At 72.3% G+C, this 19,979-nt stretch carries 19 protein-coding genes; 6 read left to right on the forward strand and 13 right to left on the reverse strand.

Going from position 1 to position 19,979, the window contains the following annotated elements; translation table 11 throughout:
- Positions 1 to 17: 17 nt before the first annotated feature.
- From ACQP03_RS25350 to ACQP03_RS25365, 4 genes are all read right to left on the reverse strand, one after another.
- Positions 18 to 1,055, reverse strand: a complete 1,038-nt coding sequence (locus ACQP03_RS25350) for a threonine aldolase family protein (RefSeq protein WP_433458755.1) — start codon at positions 1,053 to 1,055, stop codon at positions 18 to 20.
- A gap of 113 nt (positions 1,056 to 1,168) precedes the next feature.
- The gene (locus ACQP03_RS25355) at positions 1,169 to 2,575 is read right to left on the reverse strand and encodes a class II 3-deoxy-7-phosphoheptulonate synthase (protein ID WP_355049430.1); all 1,407 of its coding nucleotides are present in this window, start codon (positions 2,573 to 2,575) and stop codon (positions 1,169 to 1,171) included.
- Between the two features lie 87 nt (positions 2,576 to 2,662).
- Positions 2,663 to 3,169, reverse strand: a complete 507-nt coding sequence (locus ACQP03_RS25360; protein WP_357126853.1) for a hypothetical protein — start codon at positions 3,167 to 3,169, stop codon at positions 2,663 to 2,665.
- Positions 3,170 to 3,350: 181 nt separating this feature from the next.
- Positions 3,351 to 4,988, reverse strand: a complete 1,638-nt coding sequence (locus tag ACQP03_RS25365; RefSeq protein ID WP_433458758.1) for a glycosyl hydrolase family 18 protein — start codon at positions 4,986 to 4,988, stop codon at positions 3,351 to 3,353.
- Positions 4,989 to 5,155: 167 nt separating this feature from the next.
- Here ACQP03_RS25365 and ACQP03_RS25370 point away from each other — a divergent pair, with 167 nt between their 5' ends.
- Together ACQP03_RS25370 and ACQP03_RS25375 are read left to right on the forward strand one after the other, a co-directional pair.
- A complete protein-coding gene (locus tag ACQP03_RS25370; RefSeq protein ID WP_357126847.1) occupies positions 5,156 to 5,638 on the forward strand; it encodes a glutathione peroxidase in 483 nt (160 codons plus the stop codon).
- A gap of 311 nt (positions 5,639 to 5,949) precedes the next feature.
- Entirely contained in the window at positions 5,950 to 6,624 is a 675-nt protein-coding gene (locus ACQP03_RS25375) for an NADPH-dependent F420 reductase (protein ID WP_357395371.1), read from the forward strand.
- Between the two features lie 25 nt (positions 6,625 to 6,649).
- Here the strand turns inward: ACQP03_RS25375 and ACQP03_RS25380 are convergent, their stop codons facing one another.
- Entirely contained in the window at positions 6,650 to 8,251 is a 1,602-nt protein-coding gene (locus ACQP03_RS25380; RefSeq protein ID WP_357395376.1) for a glycosyltransferase 87 family protein, read from the reverse strand.
- Positions 8,252 to 8,583: 332 nt separating this feature from the next.
- Between ACQP03_RS25380 and ACQP03_RS25385 the strand changes: the two genes are divergently transcribed.
- Positions 8,584 to 9,438 (forward strand): DUF4397 domain-containing protein, encoded by an 855-nt coding sequence (locus ACQP03_RS25385; RefSeq protein ID WP_357395379.1) that lies wholly within the window; start codon positions 8,584 to 8,586, stop codon positions 9,436 to 9,438.
- On the forward strand, positions 9,435 to 10,070 hold the full coding sequence (locus tag ACQP03_RS25390; protein ID WP_433458762.1) for a class F sortase: 636 nt from the start codon (positions 9,435 to 9,437) through the stop codon (positions 10,068 to 10,070). Before ACQP03_RS25385 ends, ACQP03_RS25390 begins: the two co-directional genes overlap by 4 nt.
- A gap of 151 nt (positions 10,071 to 10,221) precedes the next feature.
- Here the strand turns inward: ACQP03_RS25390 and ACQP03_RS25395 are convergent, their stop codons facing one another.
- From ACQP03_RS25395 to ACQP03_RS25415, 5 genes are all read right to left on the reverse strand, one after another.
- Positions 10,222 to 10,572, reverse strand: a complete 351-nt coding sequence (locus ACQP03_RS25395; RefSeq protein ID WP_355049422.1) for a DUF2203 domain-containing protein — start codon at positions 10,570 to 10,572, stop codon at positions 10,222 to 10,224.
- 50 nt (positions 10,573 to 10,622) lie between these two features.
- Complete coding sequence (proC, locus tag ACQP03_RS25400; protein ID WP_433461214.1) at positions 10,623 to 11,384, reverse strand: pyrroline-5-carboxylate reductase; 762 nt, start codon at positions 11,382 to 11,384, stop codon at positions 10,623 to 10,625.
- Positions 11,385 to 11,528: 144 nt separating this feature from the next.
- Positions 11,529 to 12,557, reverse strand: a complete 1,029-nt coding sequence (locus ACQP03_RS25405; RefSeq protein ID WP_357127318.1) for a 6-phosphofructokinase — start codon at positions 12,555 to 12,557, stop codon at positions 11,529 to 11,531.
- A 158-nt stretch (positions 12,558 to 12,715) separates the two neighbouring features.
- Positions 12,716 to 13,219 carry a pyridoxamine 5'-phosphate oxidase family protein gene (locus ACQP03_RS25410; RefSeq protein ID WP_433458764.1) on the reverse strand — a complete coding sequence of 168 codons (504 nt, stop codon included), beginning with the start codon at positions 13,217 to 13,219 and terminating at the stop codon, positions 12,716 to 12,718.
- 77 nt (positions 13,220 to 13,296) lie between these two features.
- Positions 13,297 to 13,794: a polyadenylate-specific 3'-exoribonuclease AS gene (locus tag ACQP03_RS25415; protein ID WP_357127315.1), complete on the reverse strand. Its 498-nt coding sequence runs from the start codon at positions 13,792 to 13,794 to the stop codon at positions 13,297 to 13,299.
- 304 nt (positions 13,795 to 14,098) lie between these two features.
- On the opposite strand from ACQP03_RS25415, the gene ACQP03_RS25420 reads away from it, so the two are divergent.
- Positions 14,099 to 14,791 (forward strand): Crp/Fnr family transcriptional regulator, encoded by a 693-nt coding sequence (locus tag ACQP03_RS25420; protein ID WP_007463121.1) that lies wholly within the window; start codon positions 14,099 to 14,101, stop codon positions 14,789 to 14,791.
- A gap of 96 nt (positions 14,792 to 14,887) precedes the next feature.
- Here ACQP03_RS25420 and ACQP03_RS25425 read toward each other — a convergent pair whose 3' ends face one another.
- A complete protein-coding gene (locus ACQP03_RS25425) occupies positions 14,888 to 15,085 on the reverse strand; it encodes a hypothetical protein (RefSeq protein ID WP_357126810.1) in 198 nt (65 codons plus the stop codon).
- Between the two features lie 148 nt (positions 15,086 to 15,233).
- Between ACQP03_RS25425 and ACQP03_RS25430 the strand changes: the two genes are divergently transcribed.
- Entirely contained in the window at positions 15,234 to 17,558 is a 2,325-nt protein-coding gene (locus ACQP03_RS25430; protein ID WP_433458767.1) for an ATP-binding protein, read from the forward strand.
- Between the two features lie 1,222 nt (positions 17,559 to 18,780).
- Here the strand turns inward: ACQP03_RS25430 and ACQP03_RS25435 are convergent.
- Both ACQP03_RS25435 and ACQP03_RS25440 read right to left on the reverse strand, forming a co-directional pair.
- Complete coding sequence (locus ACQP03_RS25435) at positions 18,781 to 19,461, reverse strand: lysophospholipid acyltransferase family protein (RefSeq protein ID WP_357127312.1); 681 nt, start codon at positions 19,459 to 19,461, stop codon at positions 18,781 to 18,783.
- A 156-nt stretch (positions 19,462 to 19,617) separates the two neighbouring features.
- Positions 19,618 to 19,926 (reverse strand): hypothetical protein, encoded by a 309-nt coding sequence (locus ACQP03_RS25440; protein WP_357126804.1) that lies wholly within the window; start codon positions 19,924 to 19,926, stop codon positions 19,618 to 19,620.
- Positions 19,927 to 19,979 lie beyond the last annotated feature (53 nt).

The raw sequence follows: 19,979 nt of genomic DNA on the forward strand, positions 1-19,979 counted from the left end.
GCCTCTCGATCACGGCCTCAGGCTGCTGCCAGGATGCGGGGTAGGGCCCGCAGCGCGCGGTCCAGGCCCTCGTCGTCCAGACCCAGGTGGGTGACCAGGCGAGCGGTCCGGGGGCCGAGCACCGAGATCAGTACGCCCTCCTGGCGCGCGGCGGCGGCCAGGGCGCGGGCGTCCAGCGCGTGCTTGGTCAGGTCCAGCGGAACGAGGTTGGTGCGGACCGTGGTGGCGAGCACCCCGAACGGCGCGACCGCCTCGGCGAGCCGGGCCGCCCTCGCGTGGTCCTCGGCGAGCCGGTCGACGTGGTGCGCGAGCGCGTACCGGCCGGCGGCGGCGAGGATGCCGGCCTGACGCATGCCGCCACCCATCCGCTTGCGGATCGTCCGGGCCCGAGCGATCTTCTCCGCGCTGCCCACCACCAGCGAGCCGACCGGCGCGCCGAGCCCCTTGGAAAGGCAGACGGACAGCGTGTCGAACAGCCCGCCGTACTCGCTCAGCGACACCCCGTCGGCGACGTGCGCGTGCCAGATCCGGGCGCCGTCGCAGTGCAGCGCCACCCCCGCGTCGTCGGCGACGCCGCGCAGCTCTCGCAGGGTGTCCAGCGGGATCACTCCGCCGCCACCCCGGTTGTGGGTCTGCTCGACGGCGATCGCACGGGTGGGCACGGCGAAGAAGCCGTCCGGACGGATCATCCGGGCGACCACCTCCGGGTCGATGTCCGCGCCGACGGTCGGCCAGGTCCGCGAGGAGATTCCGCCGTACGCGGCGGCGGCCCCGATCTCGTACGTGACGACGTGCGCGTCCGCGTCGCACAACAGCTCCTCGCCGGGCGGCACGAGCAGTTGCAGGGCGATCTGGTTGGCCATCGTCCCGCTCGGCGCAAACAGCGCCGCCTCGTGGCCGAACAGCGCGGCGACCTCCGCCTCCAGCGCGTTGACGGTGGGGTCCTCGCCGTAGACGTCGTCACCGACCTCGGCGGCGGCCATCGCCTCGCGCATCCCGGCGGTCGGCCGGGTCACCGTGTCGGAACGCAGGTCAACAAGCTCAGCCACAGTCATCCTTTCGGCGGCCGGTCGCGGGTCTCGCGCACCTGGCCACGGTCATTCCTGTTCGACAGAGAGCGGCGGCCTCGGAGCCGGCCTTTCGGCTGCCGACCGCGGGGCTCGCGGCCTCAGCCTCGGAGCATCTCCGCCACGAGGAAGGCCAGCTCCAGCGACTGCTGGGTGTTCAGCCGCGGGTCGCAGGCGGTCTCGTACCGGTCGGGCAGGTCGAGGTCCTCAATGCCCTGCGCGCCGCCGAGGCACTCGGTGACGTCCTCACCGGTCAACTCGACGTGGATGCCACCGGGGTGGGTGTCCAGGCTCCGGTGCACCTCGAAGTAGCCGAGCACCTCGTCGACGATCCGGTCGAAGTGCCGGGTCTTGTAGCCGTTGGACGACTCGTGGGTGTTGCCGTGCATCGGGTCGCACTGCCAGACCACCTTGGCGCCGGAGGCGGTGACCTTGGACACGATCGGCGGCAGGGCGTCGCGGACCCGGTGGTTGCCCATCCGGCTGATCAGCGTGAGCCGGCCGGGGACATTGTCCGGGTTGAGCTTCTCGCACAGCTCGATCGCCTCGTCCGGCGAGGTCGTCGGGCCGAGCTTGACGCCGATCGGGTTGGCGATCCGGGAGATGAAGTCGATGTGCGCGCCGGTGATCTGCCGGGTGCGTTCGCCGACCCAGAGGAAGTGCCCGGACAGCCCGTACGCCCGGCGGTCGGAGACCCGGGTGAGCGCCCGGTCGTACTCCAGGGCCAGGGCCTCGTGGGAGCAGTAGAGGGTGACGGTCCGCAGCGCTTCGTCGTCGGTCATCCCGCAGGCCCGGATGAAGGCCAACGCCCGGTCGATCTCCCGGGCGATCGCCTCGTAGCGCTCCCCCGCCGGGGAGGTCCGGACGAAGCCCTTGTTCCAGTCGTGCACGGCGTGCAGGTCGGCGAGCCCACCGGCGAGGTACGCCCGCAGCATGTTCATCGCGGCGGCCGAGTTGGCGTACGCCCGGATCATGCGCTGCGGGTCGGCCACGCGGGCGGCCGGATCGGCCTCCAGCGAGTTGATCATGTCGCCGCGGTACGCGGGCAGACCCCGCGCGTCGGTCGGAAGTGAGCGGGGCTTGGTGTACTGGCCGGCGACCCGGGCGACCTTGACCACCGGCAGCGACGCGCCGTAGGTGAGCACGATCGCCATCTGCAACAGGGTGCGGGCGTTGGCCAGCAGGTGGCTCTCGGTGTTGTCGGCGAAGGTCTCGGCGCAGTCACCGCCCTGGAGCAGGAACGCCTTGCCCTCGCAGACCAGCGCCAGCTTCTGCCGGAGCTGGTCCACCTCGTAGGGCGCGACGACCGACGGCACGGTGTCGAGCACCTTGCAGACCTCGGCGACGGCGGCCGGGTCGGACCACGGTGGGACCTGCTCGCGGGGCAGCTCCCGCCAGCGGTCCAGGCCGAGGGCGGCGTCCTCGGCGGAGTCGACGGTCGGACGGCTGGTCTGCAGGCCCGGGCTACCCACCGCGGGATGGCTCAGCTGATGCCACTCATGGCGCATGAGAGAAAGCGTACGGCGACCGTGCGTGTGACCGGGCGGCGAGGGTGACGGTTCCGGCAAGTGGGAGGTCGATCCCACCCACCTCGGTCAGGACGCGGGTGAGGGGGACGCGGGTGAAGGGCTGGTGGCCGGGTTGCCGCCCGGCGCCTCACTCGCGATGCACCAGTCGCCGCCGTCCCGCGTGACGGTGAACACCAGCGGGCGGGTGACCTTGCTCTTGCCGGCGGTGACCGAGACCGAGACGCTGACCTCCTGGCCGCGCTGACCGGACCGGACGTCGGTGATGGTCGCCTGGGGCACCTTGAAGTGGTCGGCGAAGTCGCCGTTGGGACCCGTGGCCGCGGCGTCGAACCCGGCCTGCAACACCGCGCAGAGCTGGCTGCGGCCGGCGGCGACGTCCTTGGCGGTCATCGCGTCGAGGTACGCCTGCACGCGCTCGCGGGACCGGTTGGCGGCCTCCTCGGCGGGCGCCCGCTGGGGCGCGGCGGTCTGCTTGTCGGCGTCGTCGCCGCCGCTCCCGCAGCCGGCAAGGGCGGCCGGGAGCAGCACGAACGCGGCGGCGGTCATCGCCAGCCCACGGTGGGTCGCGCGCATGACCACCTCCGTCGAACGGGAAATCGGGACCTGCCGAGCCGCGAGTCTGCCATATCGGACCCGACCCGCCCAAGGCCGGCGGCCCGGCCGACGCGTGGCGTCGACCGGGCCGCTACGGCACGGGCGGGAAGGGGCGGTGCGGGCCCCTTCCCGCCGTGTGGGTGGTGCGTCGGCCCTCGGCTCAGCCGAGACCGCCCTTGATGGCGCCGATGAGCTCACCGTTGCTGGTGTCGCCGGAGAGTTCCCAGAAGAACGCGCCACCGAGGCCCTGGTTCTTCGCGTACGTCATCTTGCCGTTGATGGTCGACGGGGTGTCGTAGCTCCACCAGTTGCTGCCGCACTTGGCGTACGCGGTGCCGGCGATCGTGCCGGTAGCCGGGCAGGTGTTCTTGAGGACCTTGTAGTCCTCGATGCCCGCCTCGTAGGTGCCCGGTGCGGCACCGGTGGCGCTGCCGCCCGGCGCGGCCTGGGTGACGCCCGTCCAGCCCCGGCCGTAGAAGCCGATGCCGAGCAGCAGCTTGTTGGACGGGACGCCCTTGCTCTTGAGCTTCTGGATGGCCGCGTCGGAGTTGAAGCCCTGCTGCGGGATCCCGGTGTACGACGTCAGCGGCGAGTGCGGCGCCGTCGGACCCTGGGCGGCGAACGCGCCGAAGTAGTCGTACGTCATCGGCATGAGCCAGTTGAGGTTGCCGATCGCGCCGGCGTAGTCGGTGGCGTCGATCTTGCCGCCGTTGCTGCCGTCCGCGGTGATGGCGGCGGTGACCAGGGCGTTGGACCCAAACTTCGACCGCAGCGCGCCGATCACGTTCTTGAACGCGTTCGGACCGCTGGTGTCACAGCTCAGACCGCAGGCGTTGGGGTACTCCCAGTCCACGTCGATGCCGTCGAACACGTCCGCCCAGCGCGGGTCCTCGACCAGGTTGTAGCAGCTCTCGGCGAACGCGGCCGGGTTCTGCGCGGCCTGGGTGAAGCCGCCGGACCACGTCCAGCCACCGAACGACCAGATCACCTTGAGGTGCGGGTTGAGCGCCTTGAGCTTGCGCAGCTGGTTGAAGCTGCCACGCAGCGGCTGGTCCCAGGTGTCGGCGACGCCGTCCACGCTCTCCGCCGCCGTGTACGCCTTGTCATAGTCGGCGTACGGGTCGCCGATGGTGCAGCGACCGCCGGTGGTGTTGCCGAAGGCGTACAGGATGTGGGTCAGCTTGGCGGCCGAGCCGCTGGTCTGGATGTTCTTGACGTGGTAGTTGCGCCCGTAGACGCCCCACTCGGCGAAGTAGCCGACGACCTTCTTACCGCCCGTGTTGGGCGGCGGGGTGGTGGTCGGCGGCGCGGTGGTCGGCGGCGCCGTGGTGGGCGGCGCGGTGGTCGGCGGCGCCGTGGTCGGCGGCGCGGTCGTGGTCGGCGGGGTCGTCGGGGTGCCGCCTCCGCAGGGAGCGCCGTTGACGGTGCAGTTCAGTGGCGCCTTGTACGCGCCGGTGCCGTTGTAGCCCCAACTGAACGAGGCGCCGGGCGCGAGCCCGCCGGCCCAGCTCTTCTTGACCGCGACGTAGTGGTTGCCGCTGCTGGTGACGTCGGCGTCCCACGCGCTGCTGATTGTGGTGCCCGACGGCAGGTCGAACTCGATGCGCCAGGTGGCGACCGTGGCGCTGGTGCCGTTGGTCACGGTCACCTTCGTCTCGTGACCGGTCCCCCAGTCCTGCGCCTTGGCGAACGTGGTGGTGACCGTGCCGGCGCCGAACGCGGTCGTCATCGGCACCGCCGCGACGGTCACGGCGACCACGGCGCCGGCCCAGAGGGCCCGGCGGAGCGATCTTTTCATGAGGCGTCTCCCGCACTGTTAGGAAACTTTCCAAAAGAGATGGTGAGACGGTACTCACACCGTCATCACTCCGTCAAGATGTCCATGTTTCGATTTCCCCTGGTGCGCGGAACGGGCCGGCCACGCCCTACCCGGGCGACCCCACACCCGGCGCGTAGCCTCGGGCCATGACCGTCTTCGACATCCCGATCGGCGCCCTCAACGGCGGCCCCGCGGACCTCGCCCGCTACCGCGGAAAGGCGCTGCTGGTCGTCAACGTCGCCTCCCGCTGCGGCCTCACCCCGCAGTACGCCGACCTCCAGCGCCTCGCCGACACGTACGCCGAGCGCGGCCTCGTCGTGCTGGGCGTGCCGTGCAACCAGTTCGCCGGGCAGGAGCCGGGCAGCGCCGCCGAGATCAGCGACTTCTGCCAGGTCAACTACGGCGTGACGTTCCCGCTCACCGAGAAGGTCGACGTCAACGGGCCCGACCGGCACCCGCTCTACGCGGCGCTGGTGGACACCCCGGACGCCGACGGGCACAGCGGGGACGTCCGCTGGAACTTCGAGAAGTTCCTGGTGGCACCGGACGGCACGGTCGCCGGCCGCTTCGCCCCGACGGTCGAGCCCGACGACCTCCGCACCCCCATCGAAAAGATCCTCCCCGCCTAAGCGCTTGATCCCGCCCGGCTCCCACCACCCCGCCCTCGGCCCCGGTGATCAAGAGGTTCGCGTCAGGAATCGGCCGATCGGTGACGCGAACCTCTTGATCACCGGGGCAGCGCGGCCACCGGGGCAGCGCGGCCACCGGGGCAGCGCGGCCACCGGGGCAGCGCGGCCACCGGGGCAGCGCGGCCACCGGAGGGTGGTACGTGGGTGGGGGCCGGTCGGGCGACGTCCGTCCGCAGTAGGTTGTGCGGTAACCGGGACAACTTCGCGCATCGGCCGGAATGCGTCGTGGGTGGACGGAGTTGGGAAGAAACATGACAACTGTGGGACTGATCGGCAGTGGCAACATCGGCGGCACCGTGGCCCGGCTGGCCGTGGCCGCCGGCTACGACGTGGTGCTGAGCAACTCGCGGGGGCCGGAGACGCTCACCGATCTGGTCGACGAGCTGGGCGAGCGGGCCAGCGCCGGCACGTCGCAGGACGCGGCGCAGGTCGGTGACCTGGTGGTGGTCACGGTGCCGCTCAAGGCGTACCGGGCGGTGCCCGTCCAGCCGCTGGCCGGCAAGGTCGTCATCGACACCAACAACTACTACCCGCAGCGGGACGGGAACTTCCCGGAGCTGGACTCGGGCGAGACCACCAGCAGCGAACTCCTCCAGCGGCACCTGCCGGAGTCGCGGGTGGTCAAGGTCTTCAACAACATCTACTTCACGGGCCTGGCCGCGCTCGCCCGGCCATCCGGGGCCGCCGACCGCAGCGCTCTCGCCATCGCCGGCGACGACGCTGCCGCGAAGGCCGAGGTCACGGCCTTCCTCGACCGGATCGGGTACGACGCGGTCGACGTCGGCCCGCTCGCGGAGGGCTGGCGCTACCAGCCGGACACCCCGGCGTACGGCACGCTCTACTCCGCCACCCCGACCGACTGGGAGCACCCGGCGCCGGGCGACGCCGAGAAGCTGCGCGCGGCCCTGGCCGCCGCCACCCGCTGAGCACCCGTCGCCCTCCGGTGACCGCCTACCGGGTGGCCCTCCGGAGGGCGACGGCCAGTTCGTCGTCGTAACTGGCGACCGGCTGACCGTCGACGTCGTACGCCACCAACCGACCCTGCGCCATGCTGGCCGACCGGAACGAGAACATCCGCGTGCCGGGGTAGGGCGCCAGCAGGGGGATGCTGCGGGGTGCGCCGCCCGGGGCGGAGTAGTACTCCAGTCGGGCCACCCGAGGGGAGACCACACCGTTGACCCGTACCTTGGTCTTCTCCGCCCGGGTGCCGAACGTGACCGGCGCGTCGGTGGCGTAGGCCGCGCACTCGGCCGGACCCCGGCAGACGAAGAAGTACCGCGGGTTGGCCACGTCGTCGAGGGCGTACGCCTTGAACGTCGGGTCCGCCCCGGCGGGCAGCGGTTGTACGGCGAAGAAGGCGAGAGCCACGGCGGACGTGACGCCCACCCGCAGCCAGGCCCGGCGAGCGGCGGGGCGACGGCTGCCCCGGGCGGCGGCGACCGCGACACCGCCGAAGCCGGCCAGGCACAGCAGGCACGTGCCGACGGTACGGGCGTTCTCGAACAGGAACTGCACGCCCGGACGCGCCGACACCGGTCCGAGGACCGCCCCCAGCGAGACGACCATGGCGGCGAGCAGCGCCGCGCCGGCCACCCGCTGGGTGACGCCGGACGCGCCGACCAGCAGCATCGCGGCGAGCACCGGCCACACCTGGTGGTGGGTCCAGGACACCGGGGACGCGGCCACCGTGGCGCAGCCCACGAGCACGGCGGCGTGGCCGGGACGGGCCCGCGCCGCCAACTGGCGGGCGCGAAGGAGCGCCACCCCGCAGATCACCGCGACCAGAGCGGCCCACAGCACGGGCAGGGTCGCCTCGTCGACCCCGACGCGCAACAGCATCCCGTGCACCGACTGGTTGCCCAGCGAGGCCAGGTTGCCGATCCGTGAGGTCTGCCGGACGGCCTCGGTCCAGTAGATCCAACTCTCGCCGGGCAGCACGAGCGCCGCCAGCCCGGCGCAGGCCACGAAGGTCGCCGCGGCACGCCCGGCGTCGCGGTAGCGCCCGGTGGCGAGGAAGTAGACGACGAACAGCAGCGGGGTCAGCTTGATCGCCGCCGCCACCCCGACGAGCACTCCCCGCAGCCGTGGCGGAACGACGCCCATGCCGTCCAGCAGCGCCAGCAGCACGACGAAGATACTGACCTGCCCGAACCGCAGGTTGCTCTGCACCGGCGCCGAGAGCATCAGGACCGTGGCGGCCACCGCGACGACCAACGGGCGGCGGGACCGATCGGCGCTCAGCGCGACACCGACCATCGCGGCGACGGCGACGACCGCCGCGCACGTCGCGACCAGCCAGATCCCCTGGAGTACGCCCTCACCCACGAGAGTGATCGGCCCCAGCACGAGAGCGGCGAACGGCGGGTAGGTGAACGGCCCGCCGTTGGCGGCGCGGTACTCGTACAGCGGCCGGCCGGCGTGCAGATCGGACAGTGCGCCGTAGTAGATGTGCAGATCGGAGAGTCGGTCATCGCGGGTCGACACGAGCACACAGGACACCATCGCGACGACGACGAAGACCGCCCAGACCAGCGCCACGCGTCGATCCCGCACCGCCCGAGAATAGGCGAACGCGAGACAAGCCAAGGCCCCTTCGACCGCTGGCAGTCTCGCTCCACGAGTCAGGAGCATCCCTCTCCGAGCGGCAAGATCGCGCTCGATCATGGATCCAGTGGCATCCTCCCGACGCCGAGGCCACTACATCCTGGATCGAGCACGATCTTGCGACCCGCAGCACGGCCCGCAGCACAAGCAGCATCCGGCACGGGCAGCATCCGACGGCGCGGCGGGAAGAAACATCGCGTGTACAACTTGCGCGAGAGTCTCACGCACGGGACTCTGTCGGTGGGTTGCCGCCCGCTCACCGACCGTGCCTCGGAGGCGACATGCACACGCTTCGTACCGCGTCCCGCCGGCTGCTGGCCGGTGCCGGCGCGCTCCTGCTCGGCACCTCCCTCGCTGCCGCGATCCCGGCGTCGGCCGGCGCGGCCAGCGTCGGGTACGTCCGACTCGCCCACCTCTCCCCCGACACACCGGCGGTGGACGTCTACCTCGCCGCCCCCGACGCCGCGAAGCCGAGGGTCTTTCCCGGCGTCGGCTACGGCGTGGTCTCCGACTATCTCCAGTTGCCTCCGGGCCGGTACGCGGTGGCGATGCGCGAGGCCGGCACGCCCGCCAGCGAGCCGCCGGTGCTCACCACCGAGGTCGCGGTGCGAAGTGGCGGCGCGTACACGGTGGCCGGTGTCGGGCGGCACGCCGACCTGGGGCTGCGGGTGCTCACCGACGACCTGAGCGCTCCCACGCAGGGCCGGGCCAAGGTGCGCGTCGTGCAGGCGTCGGTGCGCACGCCCGTCCTCGACGTGGCCGACCCCGACGGCCCGAGGATCGCCGACGGCGTGCAGTTCGCCACCACCACCGACTACCAACAGGTCGAGCCGGGCACCTGGAAGCTGCGGCTGACCGGCGCGGGCGGTCCGAGCACCGACACCGAGGTACGGCTCACCGGCGGCGCGGTCTACTCGCTGCTGGTCCTCGACGACAAGCAGGGTGGGCTCAGCGCCGAACTGCGTCAGGACGCCGAGGGCGGCACCGTCGTACCGGCGGGTGGGGTGGAGACCGGCGCGGGTGGCACGGCCGGGCGTGGGCTCGGGGCGTACCCCCTGATGGCCGGCGCGGTGGCCGCGGCGGCCGTGGCGGCGGGCCTGCTGCTGTGGCGTCGGCGGCGGCGCACCACCTGGTGAGCATCGGGCCCGCCATCCGACGGCACCGCGACCGTCGGGCGCCGCTGGCCGCGCTGGTCGCGGCCGGCGCGGCGGTCTGCCTGGCCGCCGGCAGCGGCGTCGGGCTCGCGACGACCGGGCCGCCGCCGGTCGCGACCTGGCACCCCGGCTGCGCCGACGGCTGCCCGTCGGTGGCCGCGTCGCCGCGACCACAGGGTCCACCCACCCGGGTACGGGTGCCGCGCATCGGCGTCGACTCGGCGCTCACGGTGCTGGGCCTGGACCGCGCCGGCGCGCTCGTCCCGCCGGCCGACTTCGACACGGCCGGCTGGTACGAGGGCGGCCCCGCCCCCGGCGACACCGGTCCGGCCGTGCTCGCCGGGCACCTGGACTCGCGGCGCGGCCCGGCGGTCTTCGCCCGGCTCGACGAGCTGCGCTCCGGCGACCGCGTTCAGGTGTGGCGCGACGGGCAGTGGCTGTCGTTCCGGGTGACCGGGTCGCTGCGCACCCGCAAGGACCGGTTCCCGACGGCCACGGTCTACGGCCCGACACCCGGGCCGGAGCTGCGCCTCGTCACCTGCGGGGGCGACTTCGACCGGCGGCGCGGACACTACCGGGACAACGTGGTGGTGTTCGCGGTCCTCGACGGGTGACCAGCCCGGTCAAAGCGGACGACGTTTGCGGCGGGCGGAGGGTTTGATCGACTCGGGTTCATGGAAATCGCGGCATCCGGCGCAAGCTAACACCACGGTTTCCATGAACCCGAGTGGATCAACACCCCAGCGGCGCGGCGGCGCGGGACGGTCAGAGCGGGCGACGGCCGGCGAAGCCGCACTCGGCGCGGTGGTACCACCGCACGTCGGAGTCGCCCTCCAGCCAGCACCAGAGCACGGCGCGGCCCTCGCGCTCGCCCGGGAAGTCGAGCAGCACCGGCGCGATGCCCTTGACCTGAATCTCGTGCTGGTGCAGCTCGTCGACGACGGCGTGCAGCCGGGCCTCCAGCCCCTTGACCTCGGCCAGCCCACCGAGCGCGCTGACCCCGTGGTCGGCCAGGTCGACGCGCAACTCGGCCAGGTCGGCGCGGACACGGATCAGCTCGTCGACACGCGGCTGCAGGGTGGCCACCAGGTGCCGGGCCTGGGCGAGAGTGAACACGCCGCCAGTATGCGCCACCTACCGCGCCGCAGTGACCCCGCTCGGCGTGGTCAGTCGGCCTGGGCGGCCAGCTCGCGGGCGCGGTCCCGGGCCGCCTCCAGCGCGGCGAGCAGCGCCGCGCGGACGCCGTGCTTCTCCAGCTCACGGATCGCCGAGATGGTGGTGCCGGCGGGCGAGGTGACCGCCTCACGCAGCTTGACCGGGTGCTCGCCGGAGTCGCGCAGCATCACGGCGGACCCGATGGCGGTCTGCACGATCAGCTCGTGCGCCACCTGGCGCGGCAGACCGAGCAGGATCCCGGCGTCGATCATGGCTTCCACCAGCAGGTAGAAGTAGGCCGGTCCGGAGCCGGAGAGCGCGGTGACCGCGTCCTGCTGCGACTCGGGCACCCGGATGGTCTGACCCAGAGGCTTGAACATCTCCTCGGCGAGGCTCAGATGCGCCCCGGTGGCATACGCGCCGGCGGAGATGGCCGTCATCGCCTGGTCGACCAGCGCCGGCGTGTTGGTCATGACCCGGACCACGGGGGTGCCGTCGGGCAGCCGACGGTTGAAGAAGCTGGTGGGCAGCCCGGCGCAGAGCGAGATGACCAGCTTGTCGGCGGGCACCTTCGGGCCGATCTCGTCCAGCAGCGCTGCGGCGTCCTGGGGCTTGACCGAGACGGCGAGCACGTCGGCCTCTTCCACCGCGGTGAGGTTGTCCACCACCCGGACGCCGTAGCGGTCGGACAGCTCCTGCGCGCGGTCCGGTCGGCGCGCCGTGGCGAGCAGCCGCTCCACCGGCCATCCGGAGCGCAGCAGCCCGGAGAGCATCAGCTCGCCGATCTTGCCCGCGCCGATCACCGCAACCGTGTGCCCGCTCACCACGCCTCCTCGTCGGTCGACTGCTACGGGTCGACTGTTAGTAAGGGCCCCCTGCTATACGCCACGCGTTAAGAGGGGGCCCTTCCTTACACCTCAGCTGCCGAAGAAGACCTCGGCCTCCTGGTACCGCTCCAGCGGCACGGTCTTCAGCTCGCGGGTGGCCTCGGCGAGGGGCACCCGGACGATGTCGGTGCTCTGCATCGCGACCATCTTGCCCCAGTCGCCGTCGTTGGCGGCGTCGATGGCCTGCAGGCCGAGGCGGGTGGCGAGGACCCGGTCGAAGGCGGTCGGGGTGCCACCGCGCTGGATGTGACCCAGCACCACGGTGCGGGCCTCCTTGCCGGTCTTGGCCTCCAGCTGCTCGGCGAGCCACTGGCCGATGCCGCCGAGGCGGACGTGGCCGAACGAGTCGAGCTCCTGGTTGGCGAGCACCATCTGGCCGTCGAGCGGCTGGGCGCCCTCGGCGACCACGACGATCGGGGCGTACTGGTGCTGGAAGCGCTTCTCGACGTAGCCGGCCACCTGGTCGACGTCGAACTGCCGCTCGGGCAGCAGGATCACGTTGGCGCCACCGGCCAGGCCGGCGTGCAGGGCGATCCAGCCGGCGTGCCGGCCCATGACCTCGACGACCAGGGTGCGGTGGTGGCTCTCCGCGGTGGTGTGCAGGCGGTCGATGGCCTCCATCGCGATGTTGACCGCGGTGTCGAAGCCGAAGGTGTAGTCGGTGGCGCCGAGGTCGTTGTCGATCGTCTTCGGCACGCCGATGACGTTCACGCCCAGCTCGTGCAGCTTGGTGGCCACGCCGAGGGTGTCCTCGCCGCCGATCGCGATCAGCGCGTCCACGCCCTGCTCGGCGAGGTTGTCCTTGATCCGCTCGACGCCGTTCTCGATCTTGAACGGGTTGGTCCGGGACGAGCCGAGGATGGTGCCGCCCCGGGGCAGGATGCCGCGCACGTCGGCGATGCCCAGCGGGCGGGACAGACCCTCCAGCGGGCCCTTCCAGCCGTCCCGGAAGCCCACGAACTCGTGACTGTAAGTGGCGACGCCCTTGCGGACCACCGCCCGGATGACCGCGTTGAGACCCGGGCAGTCGCCGCCGCCGGTGAGCACGCCGATACGCATGATCCGCTCATCCTCCTGGAGCATCAGGTAAAGCCCGATATGCCCCAGGGTATGTGTCAGGTCAGACCATCGGCGCCGTTGCCGGCCCGGGGCGGGCCGTCACTGCGCACTGTAGTCGGCCTGCGCGCGCGACGACAGCGCGCCCCGGGGGCGGCGGCTCAGTAGGTCACCTCACGGTTCTCGCCGGATGACGGCGGACGGCCGGTGACGGCGGCCTTGGCGAAGCCGAGAAGGTTGACCACGGTGCTGCTCGGCGAGTCCCAGTACTCGGCGGAGCTGGCGTGCACCTTGATCAGGGTCAGGCCGGGAGTGTCCAGCCCGTCCGGGAACCAGGTCTTGAGCAGCGGGTTCCAGAGCCGCTTCGCGCGCTCGGTGTCGGAACTCTCACTGGCCGTCCCCGAGACCGAGACCCAGGAGTTGTGCCTCTGGTCGGAGAAGGCGACGTTGACCTCCGGATTCACCCTGATCTGGCGCAGTTTGGCCGAGTCGGTGTAGGCGAAGAACCAGAGGTCCCCGTCGAACTCGGCCTCCTGCAGCCCCATCGGCCGGCTCACCTGCCGCCCGTCCAGCGCGATGGTGGTGAGCATGCAGATCCGTGCGGCGCGGATCAGTTCGGTGACCCGCGCCCGGGCGTCGGCGACGCTGGTCGGATCGTTGCTCATGGCAATCTCCCTCGGCTCGGCTGACGAACCGTTGCCCGGGACAGAACCGGTCAAACCTACAGACGTATGACCATCGCTCAGCGCGCCGTCATCGCCCGCCAGCGGGCCAGGTTGTGCCGGGCGTCGACCAGGGCGTCGTGCCGGGCCGCGTCCGCGTCCGGCAGCGCCGGCCGGCCCCGGTCGTCCCAGAGCTGCCGCAGATCCTTCGTGAACCGGGGAATCTCCCGGGGCAGCGCCGGCATCGCACCCCAGAGCTGGGCGAGGACCACATGGTCGTACGCCGCGTACCAGGCCCACAGCTCCAACTGCTCGGCCGGCCGGTCCCGGACGGGCTCCATGAGGAAGTCGTACAGGTCGTCGCGGATGCGCTCCCGCGAGCGCCAGGCCCGGTCGGCCGGCGACGGCAGCCGGTCCAGCACGTTACGTCGGACCCAGGGCACGGCTCGGGAGTCGTCGAACTCGGTGGAGACCGCGTAGAACTCGCGGCCGTTCTCGTCGACGACACCGATCGAGACGAGGTCGACGATCCGGCCGTCCTCGATGAACTCGCAGTCGTAGAAGTAGCGGTAGACCATTCCGGACATCCTCACCCACCGCCGTCCGTCGGCGCGCGGCGGGGCCGGGTCCGAGCCCGGCCGGCCCGCCGTGGGCCGGCCGCGACCCGGGCCGCCGACGCCGCTCCGGCGACGCCCCAGGGGGTACGCCGCAGCTCGCGACGGTCACGGAAGTGCTTCGAGGGGTGTACAGCAAGCGACCGGACCGTCATGATCTGATGTGTACCGCTACCGGATGCCGAACCGGTGTCAGTTCACCTCGTCAGGGCCATCAGGTTCACCCGGTGAGCGATTGTGTGGTCCATGACCGGGGAGGGGTTGGGCCGTGGAGATGCGCCTGCCGGAGCCGGGTGACGCGCTCACGGGTGTCGAGATGTTCGCTGGCCTGGAGCCCGAGGTGCGGCAGCGGGTCATCGCGGCCGCCGTTCCGCGCACCTACCGCAAGGGTCAGCTGCTGTTCGTCGAGAACGACCCGGGCGAGTCGCTCATCGTGCTGCGCCGGGGCGCGGTCGCCGTGTTCCGCACCGCGCCGACCGGCGAGCGGGCGGTGCTGTCGGTGATCCGTCCGCCGGACGTGCTGGGCGAGGTCTCCCTGCTGGACGCCTCCACGCGCTCCGCGTCGGCCGAGGCCATCGAGGACTGCGCGGCGCTCGCGCTCTCCCGGGGCGCGTTCATGGAGCTGGTGCACTCCAACCCACGCATCCTGGACGCGGTGATGAGGTCGCTGGGCGGGTTGATCCGCCGACTCACCGAGCAGAACGCCGACCACGTCTTCCTCGACCTGCCGGGTCGGGTCGCCAAGACGCTGGTCCGGTTGGCCGGCGAGAGCCAGGCCCCGATGATCACCATCGAGTTGAACCAGAGCCAGTTGGCCGAGATGGCCGGCGGTTCCCGGCAGAGCGTCAACCAGGCCATCGGTTCCTTCGCCAGCCGCGGCTGGCTGCGGACCGAGGGGCGCCGGATCGTCGTCACCGACGTCGCCGCGCTGCGCCGCCGGGCGGGCATGAACGACCGCTGAGCTGCCCCACCGCCCCCGAACGCGGGGTCGTACATCCGCAACGGCCGGGCCGCCCGTGGGCGGCCCGGCCGTTGCGCTGTGTCACCGAAGTGCGGTTCAGACTCCGGGGCTGCCCGGGCCGGCCCACTTGTTCGGGCCCTTGCTGTCGCCGCCCGAGCCGGTGGACTGCTCGCTGACGATCCCCTCGGCCTGCAGCGTGGCGAGCGTGGCGGCGTCGACGTCCACGGACTCGCCCGCCGAGTGACTGACGCCCTTGCCGTCGGTCCAGTCACTCTCCAGCTTTACGTACACCATTGACCTGTCCCCCTCTGGTCGCTGATCGAAGATGTGGCGGACTGAATGTAGTCGCTCAAGCCGTTGGTGGACTGTCCACAAACCAACAGGCCGGTACCCGACAGCCCTTTCGGCAGCGATACTCCTTGCGGGCGGCGGCGCTGGGGGCGTGGCCGGTATCGCCAGTGGAGGGTGTGTCATCGCCGCGCAGTGTGGGCGCTGTGGACGCACGGCCGCCGACGGTGACCGCTTCTGCGGTGGCTGCGGCGCCGAGCTGGGTGCTGTCTGCCCGCACTGCCTTCGTCCGCTCGCCTCGGACGTCGCGTTCTGCACCTCGTGCGGGTCGCCCCGGCCGGGCACCGACCGGACCGCCACGGTCACCCCGCAGGAGGACCGCCGGCGGGTGAGCGTGCTCTTCGTCGACCTCATCGACTTCACCCCGTACGTCGAGCGCGCCGATCCGGAGCAGGTCCGCGGCATGCAGACGGGCTTCTTCTCGGCGGCCCGCCGGGTGGTCGGCCAGTACGGCGGGGTGGTGGAGAAGTACATCGGTGACGCCGTGATGGCGCTCTTCGGCGCGCCGATCGCCACCGAGACCGACGCGCTGCGCTGCGTACGGGCGGGGCTGGAGCTGCAACGGGTGCTCACCCGGTTCGCGCCGACGGGCAGCACCGAGATGCGCTTCCGGGTGGGGGTGGCCACCGGTGAGGCCCTCGTCGACGTGGCCGCCGCCCGCGACGGTGGGCAGGCCATCGTGGCCGGTGACGTGGTGAACACCGCCTCGCGGATGCAGTCGGTCGCGCCGCCCGGCGGGGTGCTGGTCTGCGGCACCACGCACGCCCTGACCAAGGACGCGATCCGCTACGAGGAGCAGCCCCCGGTCACCCTGCGCGGGCGCTCCTCACCCACCGAGGTGTGGCTCGCCCTGTCCCCGCTGCGCCGTCAGCCCACCGACCGGGAGCCGGACACCACGCCCCTGGTGGACCGCGAGCACGAGCTGGGGATGCTGGTCAACGCCCTGCACCGGTCGCTGCGCGACCGGCTGCCCCAGGTGGTGACGATCTTCGGCCGGGCCGGAATCGGCAAGAGCCGGCTGCTGCGCGAGCTGTACCGGCACACCGGCCGGCTGGTGGACGAGCCGCTGACGTGGCGGACGGGACGCTGCCCGCCGTTCGGCGAGAACGTCACGTTCGCCGCGCTCGCCGACATCGTCAAGTCCGAGGCCGGCATCCTGGACACCGACCCGGCCGCCAGCGCGGCCCAGCGGCTGGGCACCGCGGTCGGGGAGCTGATCGGGCCGGGTGAGCGCGACCGGGTCGTCGACGCGCTGCGTCCGCTGGTCGGACTGCCCGGCACGCCGCTGCCGGCGGAGGAGGCGGAGTCGGCGTGGCGGCGGTTCCTGCTGGCGTTGGCGGCCCGCCGCCCCACCGTGCTGGTCTTCGAGGACCTGCACTGGGCCGACGACGCGATGCTGCGCTTCGTGGAACTGCTCGGGGCGGCGGCTCGTGAGGTGCCCCTCCTGCTGCTGTGCACCGCCCGTCCGGAGCTGGTCGACCGGGACCCGAGCTGGGCCGGGACGATCACGGGTTCGGTGACCATCACCCTGCCGCCGCTGCGCGACACCGGCATCGCCGCCCTGTACGCGCACCTCTTCGGCCAGGCGGCGTTCTCCGCCGAGATGCTGACGCCGCTCATCGAGGTGGCCGGCGGCAACCCCCTCTACGCGCACGAGTACGTCCGGATGCTGATCGAGCAGGGCGCGCTGCGCCAGTCGGGGCGGGGCTGGTCGCTGGACAAGCAGCTCGAACTGACCATGCCGGAGAGCGTGCACTCGGTCATCGCCAACCGGGTGGACCTGCTGGACGCCAAGGACCGGGCGGTGCTGCTCGCCGCCTCGGTGGTCGGGGTGCAGTTCTGGCCGGGCGCGGTGGCCGCCGCGCTGGGGCAGCCGGTCGAGTCGGTCGAGCGCGCGTTGCGCCGCCTCGAACAGCGCGACTTCGTGCACGAGCAGGCCGCGTCGACGATGGCCGGGCAGGCCGAGTTCCGGTTCCGGCACGTGCTGGTACGCGACGTCTGCTACCAGCGGCTGCCCCGAACCGAGCGGGTGGCACGGCACGAGCGGGCCGCGGACTGGCTCGACGCGCTGTCGCAGAGCCGCGACACCGACCTGGCCGAGGTCCTCGCCCACCACCGCTGGGCGGCCCACGAGATCGCGCGGTCCCTCGGCATGCAGATGCAGCGGTACGCGGGGCCCGCGCGACAGGCGCTGCACCGGGCGGCCCGCCGGGCGTACGCCCTGCACGGGCTGGAGGCGGCGGCGAGCCACGCCGGCCAGGCCGCGCGGCCCGGCCGGCGACAGCGACCCGGTGGGCCGGCTGCAACTGGAGCTGCTGAGCACGGAGATCTCGTTCTACCGGGACGGCAACGCGTTCCTCTCCGGCGGCGGGCCGGAGCAGGTGCACGCGCTGGCCGACCGGCTGGCGGCGCACGGTGACGACGCGTGCGCCGCGCGGGCGTGGACGCTGCTCGGCCAGGCGGCGTGGCTGCGCGCCGACCGGGGTGAGGCGTTGGCCTGCCTGGATCGCGCGGTCCAACTGTTCGAACAGCTACCGGACAGCCCGCAGAAGGCCGACGCGTACGCCGAGCTGGGCCGCCTGCACATGCTCAACTACGAGCGCGACCCGGCGGTGTCCGCGGCGGACACCGCGGCGGAGATCGCGGAGCGGCTGGGCCTGACCGAGGCGCGGACCAACGCGCGGATCACCGCGGCCACCGCCCGCTACCAGGCCGGCGACCGGATCGGCCTGGACGAGTTGCACGCCATCGTCGAGTTCAGCCGGGCCGGTCAGCTGCTCGCGCTGCCCCGGGCCACCCAGAACCTGGCCTGGGCCATCCGCGAGGAGGGCGACTGGCTGCGCTCGAACGCCCTGCTCTCGGCCGCTCCGGCGCGTACGGCCAGCGGGCAGACGCTGACCACCAGCTATTCGGCCGAGGCGATGCGGGCCTGGTTCGAGGGTGACTTCGGCCGGCTGCTGGCCGCGGCGGAGGCGTTCGTGGACACGCCGACCGGTAGCTGGGACATGCAGGTGCGGGGGCTGCGGTGCTGCCTGCTCGTGCTGCGCGACGACGAGGACCCGGCCGACCTGGGGCAGGCGCTGGCCACCGCCCGGCGCAGCGGCTTCCACCGGCTGCGCTGGACGATGCTGGGCATGGCCGCGCTGTGTCGGGCGTTGCAGGAGCGCCACGCCGAGGCTGCGGAGCTGATCGACGAGCTGGAACGGTCCTGGTCGGCGGTGCCGGCGCTGGCCAGCGGGGAGTGGATCGCCGCGGCCGCGTACGCCGGCGCCCTGGCCGGCCGGGACGCCGCGGTGCGGGTCCGGGCGATGCTGGACCGGGTCGGACATCGGACGCCGTGGTCGGAGGCGGCGTTGCGGACGGTGACGGCGGCGGTGGCGGCGGCCGACGGCGACCACCGGCGCGCGGCCGAGCTGCACCTGGCCGCCGCCGAGACGTACGGGCGGATCCCGGACGCGAGCGACCGGGTGCTGGCGCTGGCGCTGGCGGCCGCGGAGCTGACCCGGGCGGGTGACCCGGCCGGCGCGCGGGCGCCCCGCGCCGAGGTGCGCACCTTCGCCCTACGCAACGACGCGCCGGGCCTGCTGGCGCTGACCGGCCGGCCGATCAGCCCGACCGGACCGGCGGTCGCCTGCTGAGAGTCAGGCGGCCACTGGCGTCTTGAGCTTCTGCGCGTAGATGTCGACGTACTCGCGGCCGGAGAGCTCCATCACCTCGTACATGATCTCGTCGGTGACCGCGCGCTCGACGAACCGGTCGCCGGCCAGGCCCGCGTAGCGGGAGAAGTCCAGGGGCGCGCCGAAGCGGACCCGCACCTGGCCGATCCGGGGCAGCAACCGGCCGGGCGGCTGGAGCTCGTCGGCGTTGAGCATCGCCACCGGGACCACCACCGCGCCGCTCTCCAGGGCCAGCCGGGCCACCCCGGTTTTTCCCCGATAGAGCCGCCCGTCCGGGGAGCGGGTGCCCTCGGGGTAGATGCCGGCCACCCCCTGGGCGCGCAGCACCCGCAACTGGGTGTCCAGCGCGGCGCGGGCGGCCTGGCCGCCGGAGCGGTCCACCGGGATGGTGCCGGTGCCGACGAAGAACATCTTCGTCAACCAGCCCTTGATCCCCTTGCCGGTGAAGTACTCGGCCTTGGCCACGAAGGTGACCCTCCGCGAGACGATCAACGGGATGAAGATCGAGTCGAAAAAGGAGAGGTGATTGCTGGCCAGGATCACCGGGCCGGTCGCCGGCACGTGGCGCAGCCCCTCCACCCGCGGGCGGAAGATCAACTTGAGCAGCGGACCGAGGATCACGTGCTTCAACAGCCAGTAGAGCACCGGCGTCCTTTCCGAGGGGGGCGCGACAGCGCTGGCCGTCATCCCCGTGGAGCCTACGAAGCGAGCGCTCTCACCACAACGGACGGACGCTCACCACCACGACGCGGCGGACGCGCTCCCCCACGACGGTCTCCAAGGCCGGATCCATGTCGACCTCTACTCGCCGCGCTCCGTCTTCCACTGCAGGAACTCCTGGTACAGCTGCTCCTCCCGACGTCGCGTGCGCCGGTGCAGCACCCGCGAGACGACGAGGAGCACGACACCGCTGCCCAGCATCAGATAGCCGAGGGCCCGGTCGCCGGTGACCTTCGGGGCGGTGCTGAACAGCAACCCCAGCAGGGCCGAACCCAGGCCCAGGTAGAGCGCGATCCCGGGCGGCGTCTGCCGGTAGTCAAGGTGATGACGCTGCGCGAAGGTCTGAAGGTGCGGCGGGATGTTCAGCTCCTCGTGGTCGTCAGTAGCCACGTGCGCCTCTCGTTCCCGGTCGGTGGCAGGTCGCAGGGCGGTGTTCGGGACCG

Source organism: Micromonospora sp. CA-248212 (assembly GCF_050948405.1).
GTDB lineage: Bacteria > Actinomycetota > Actinomycetes > Mycobacteriales > Micromonosporaceae > Micromonospora.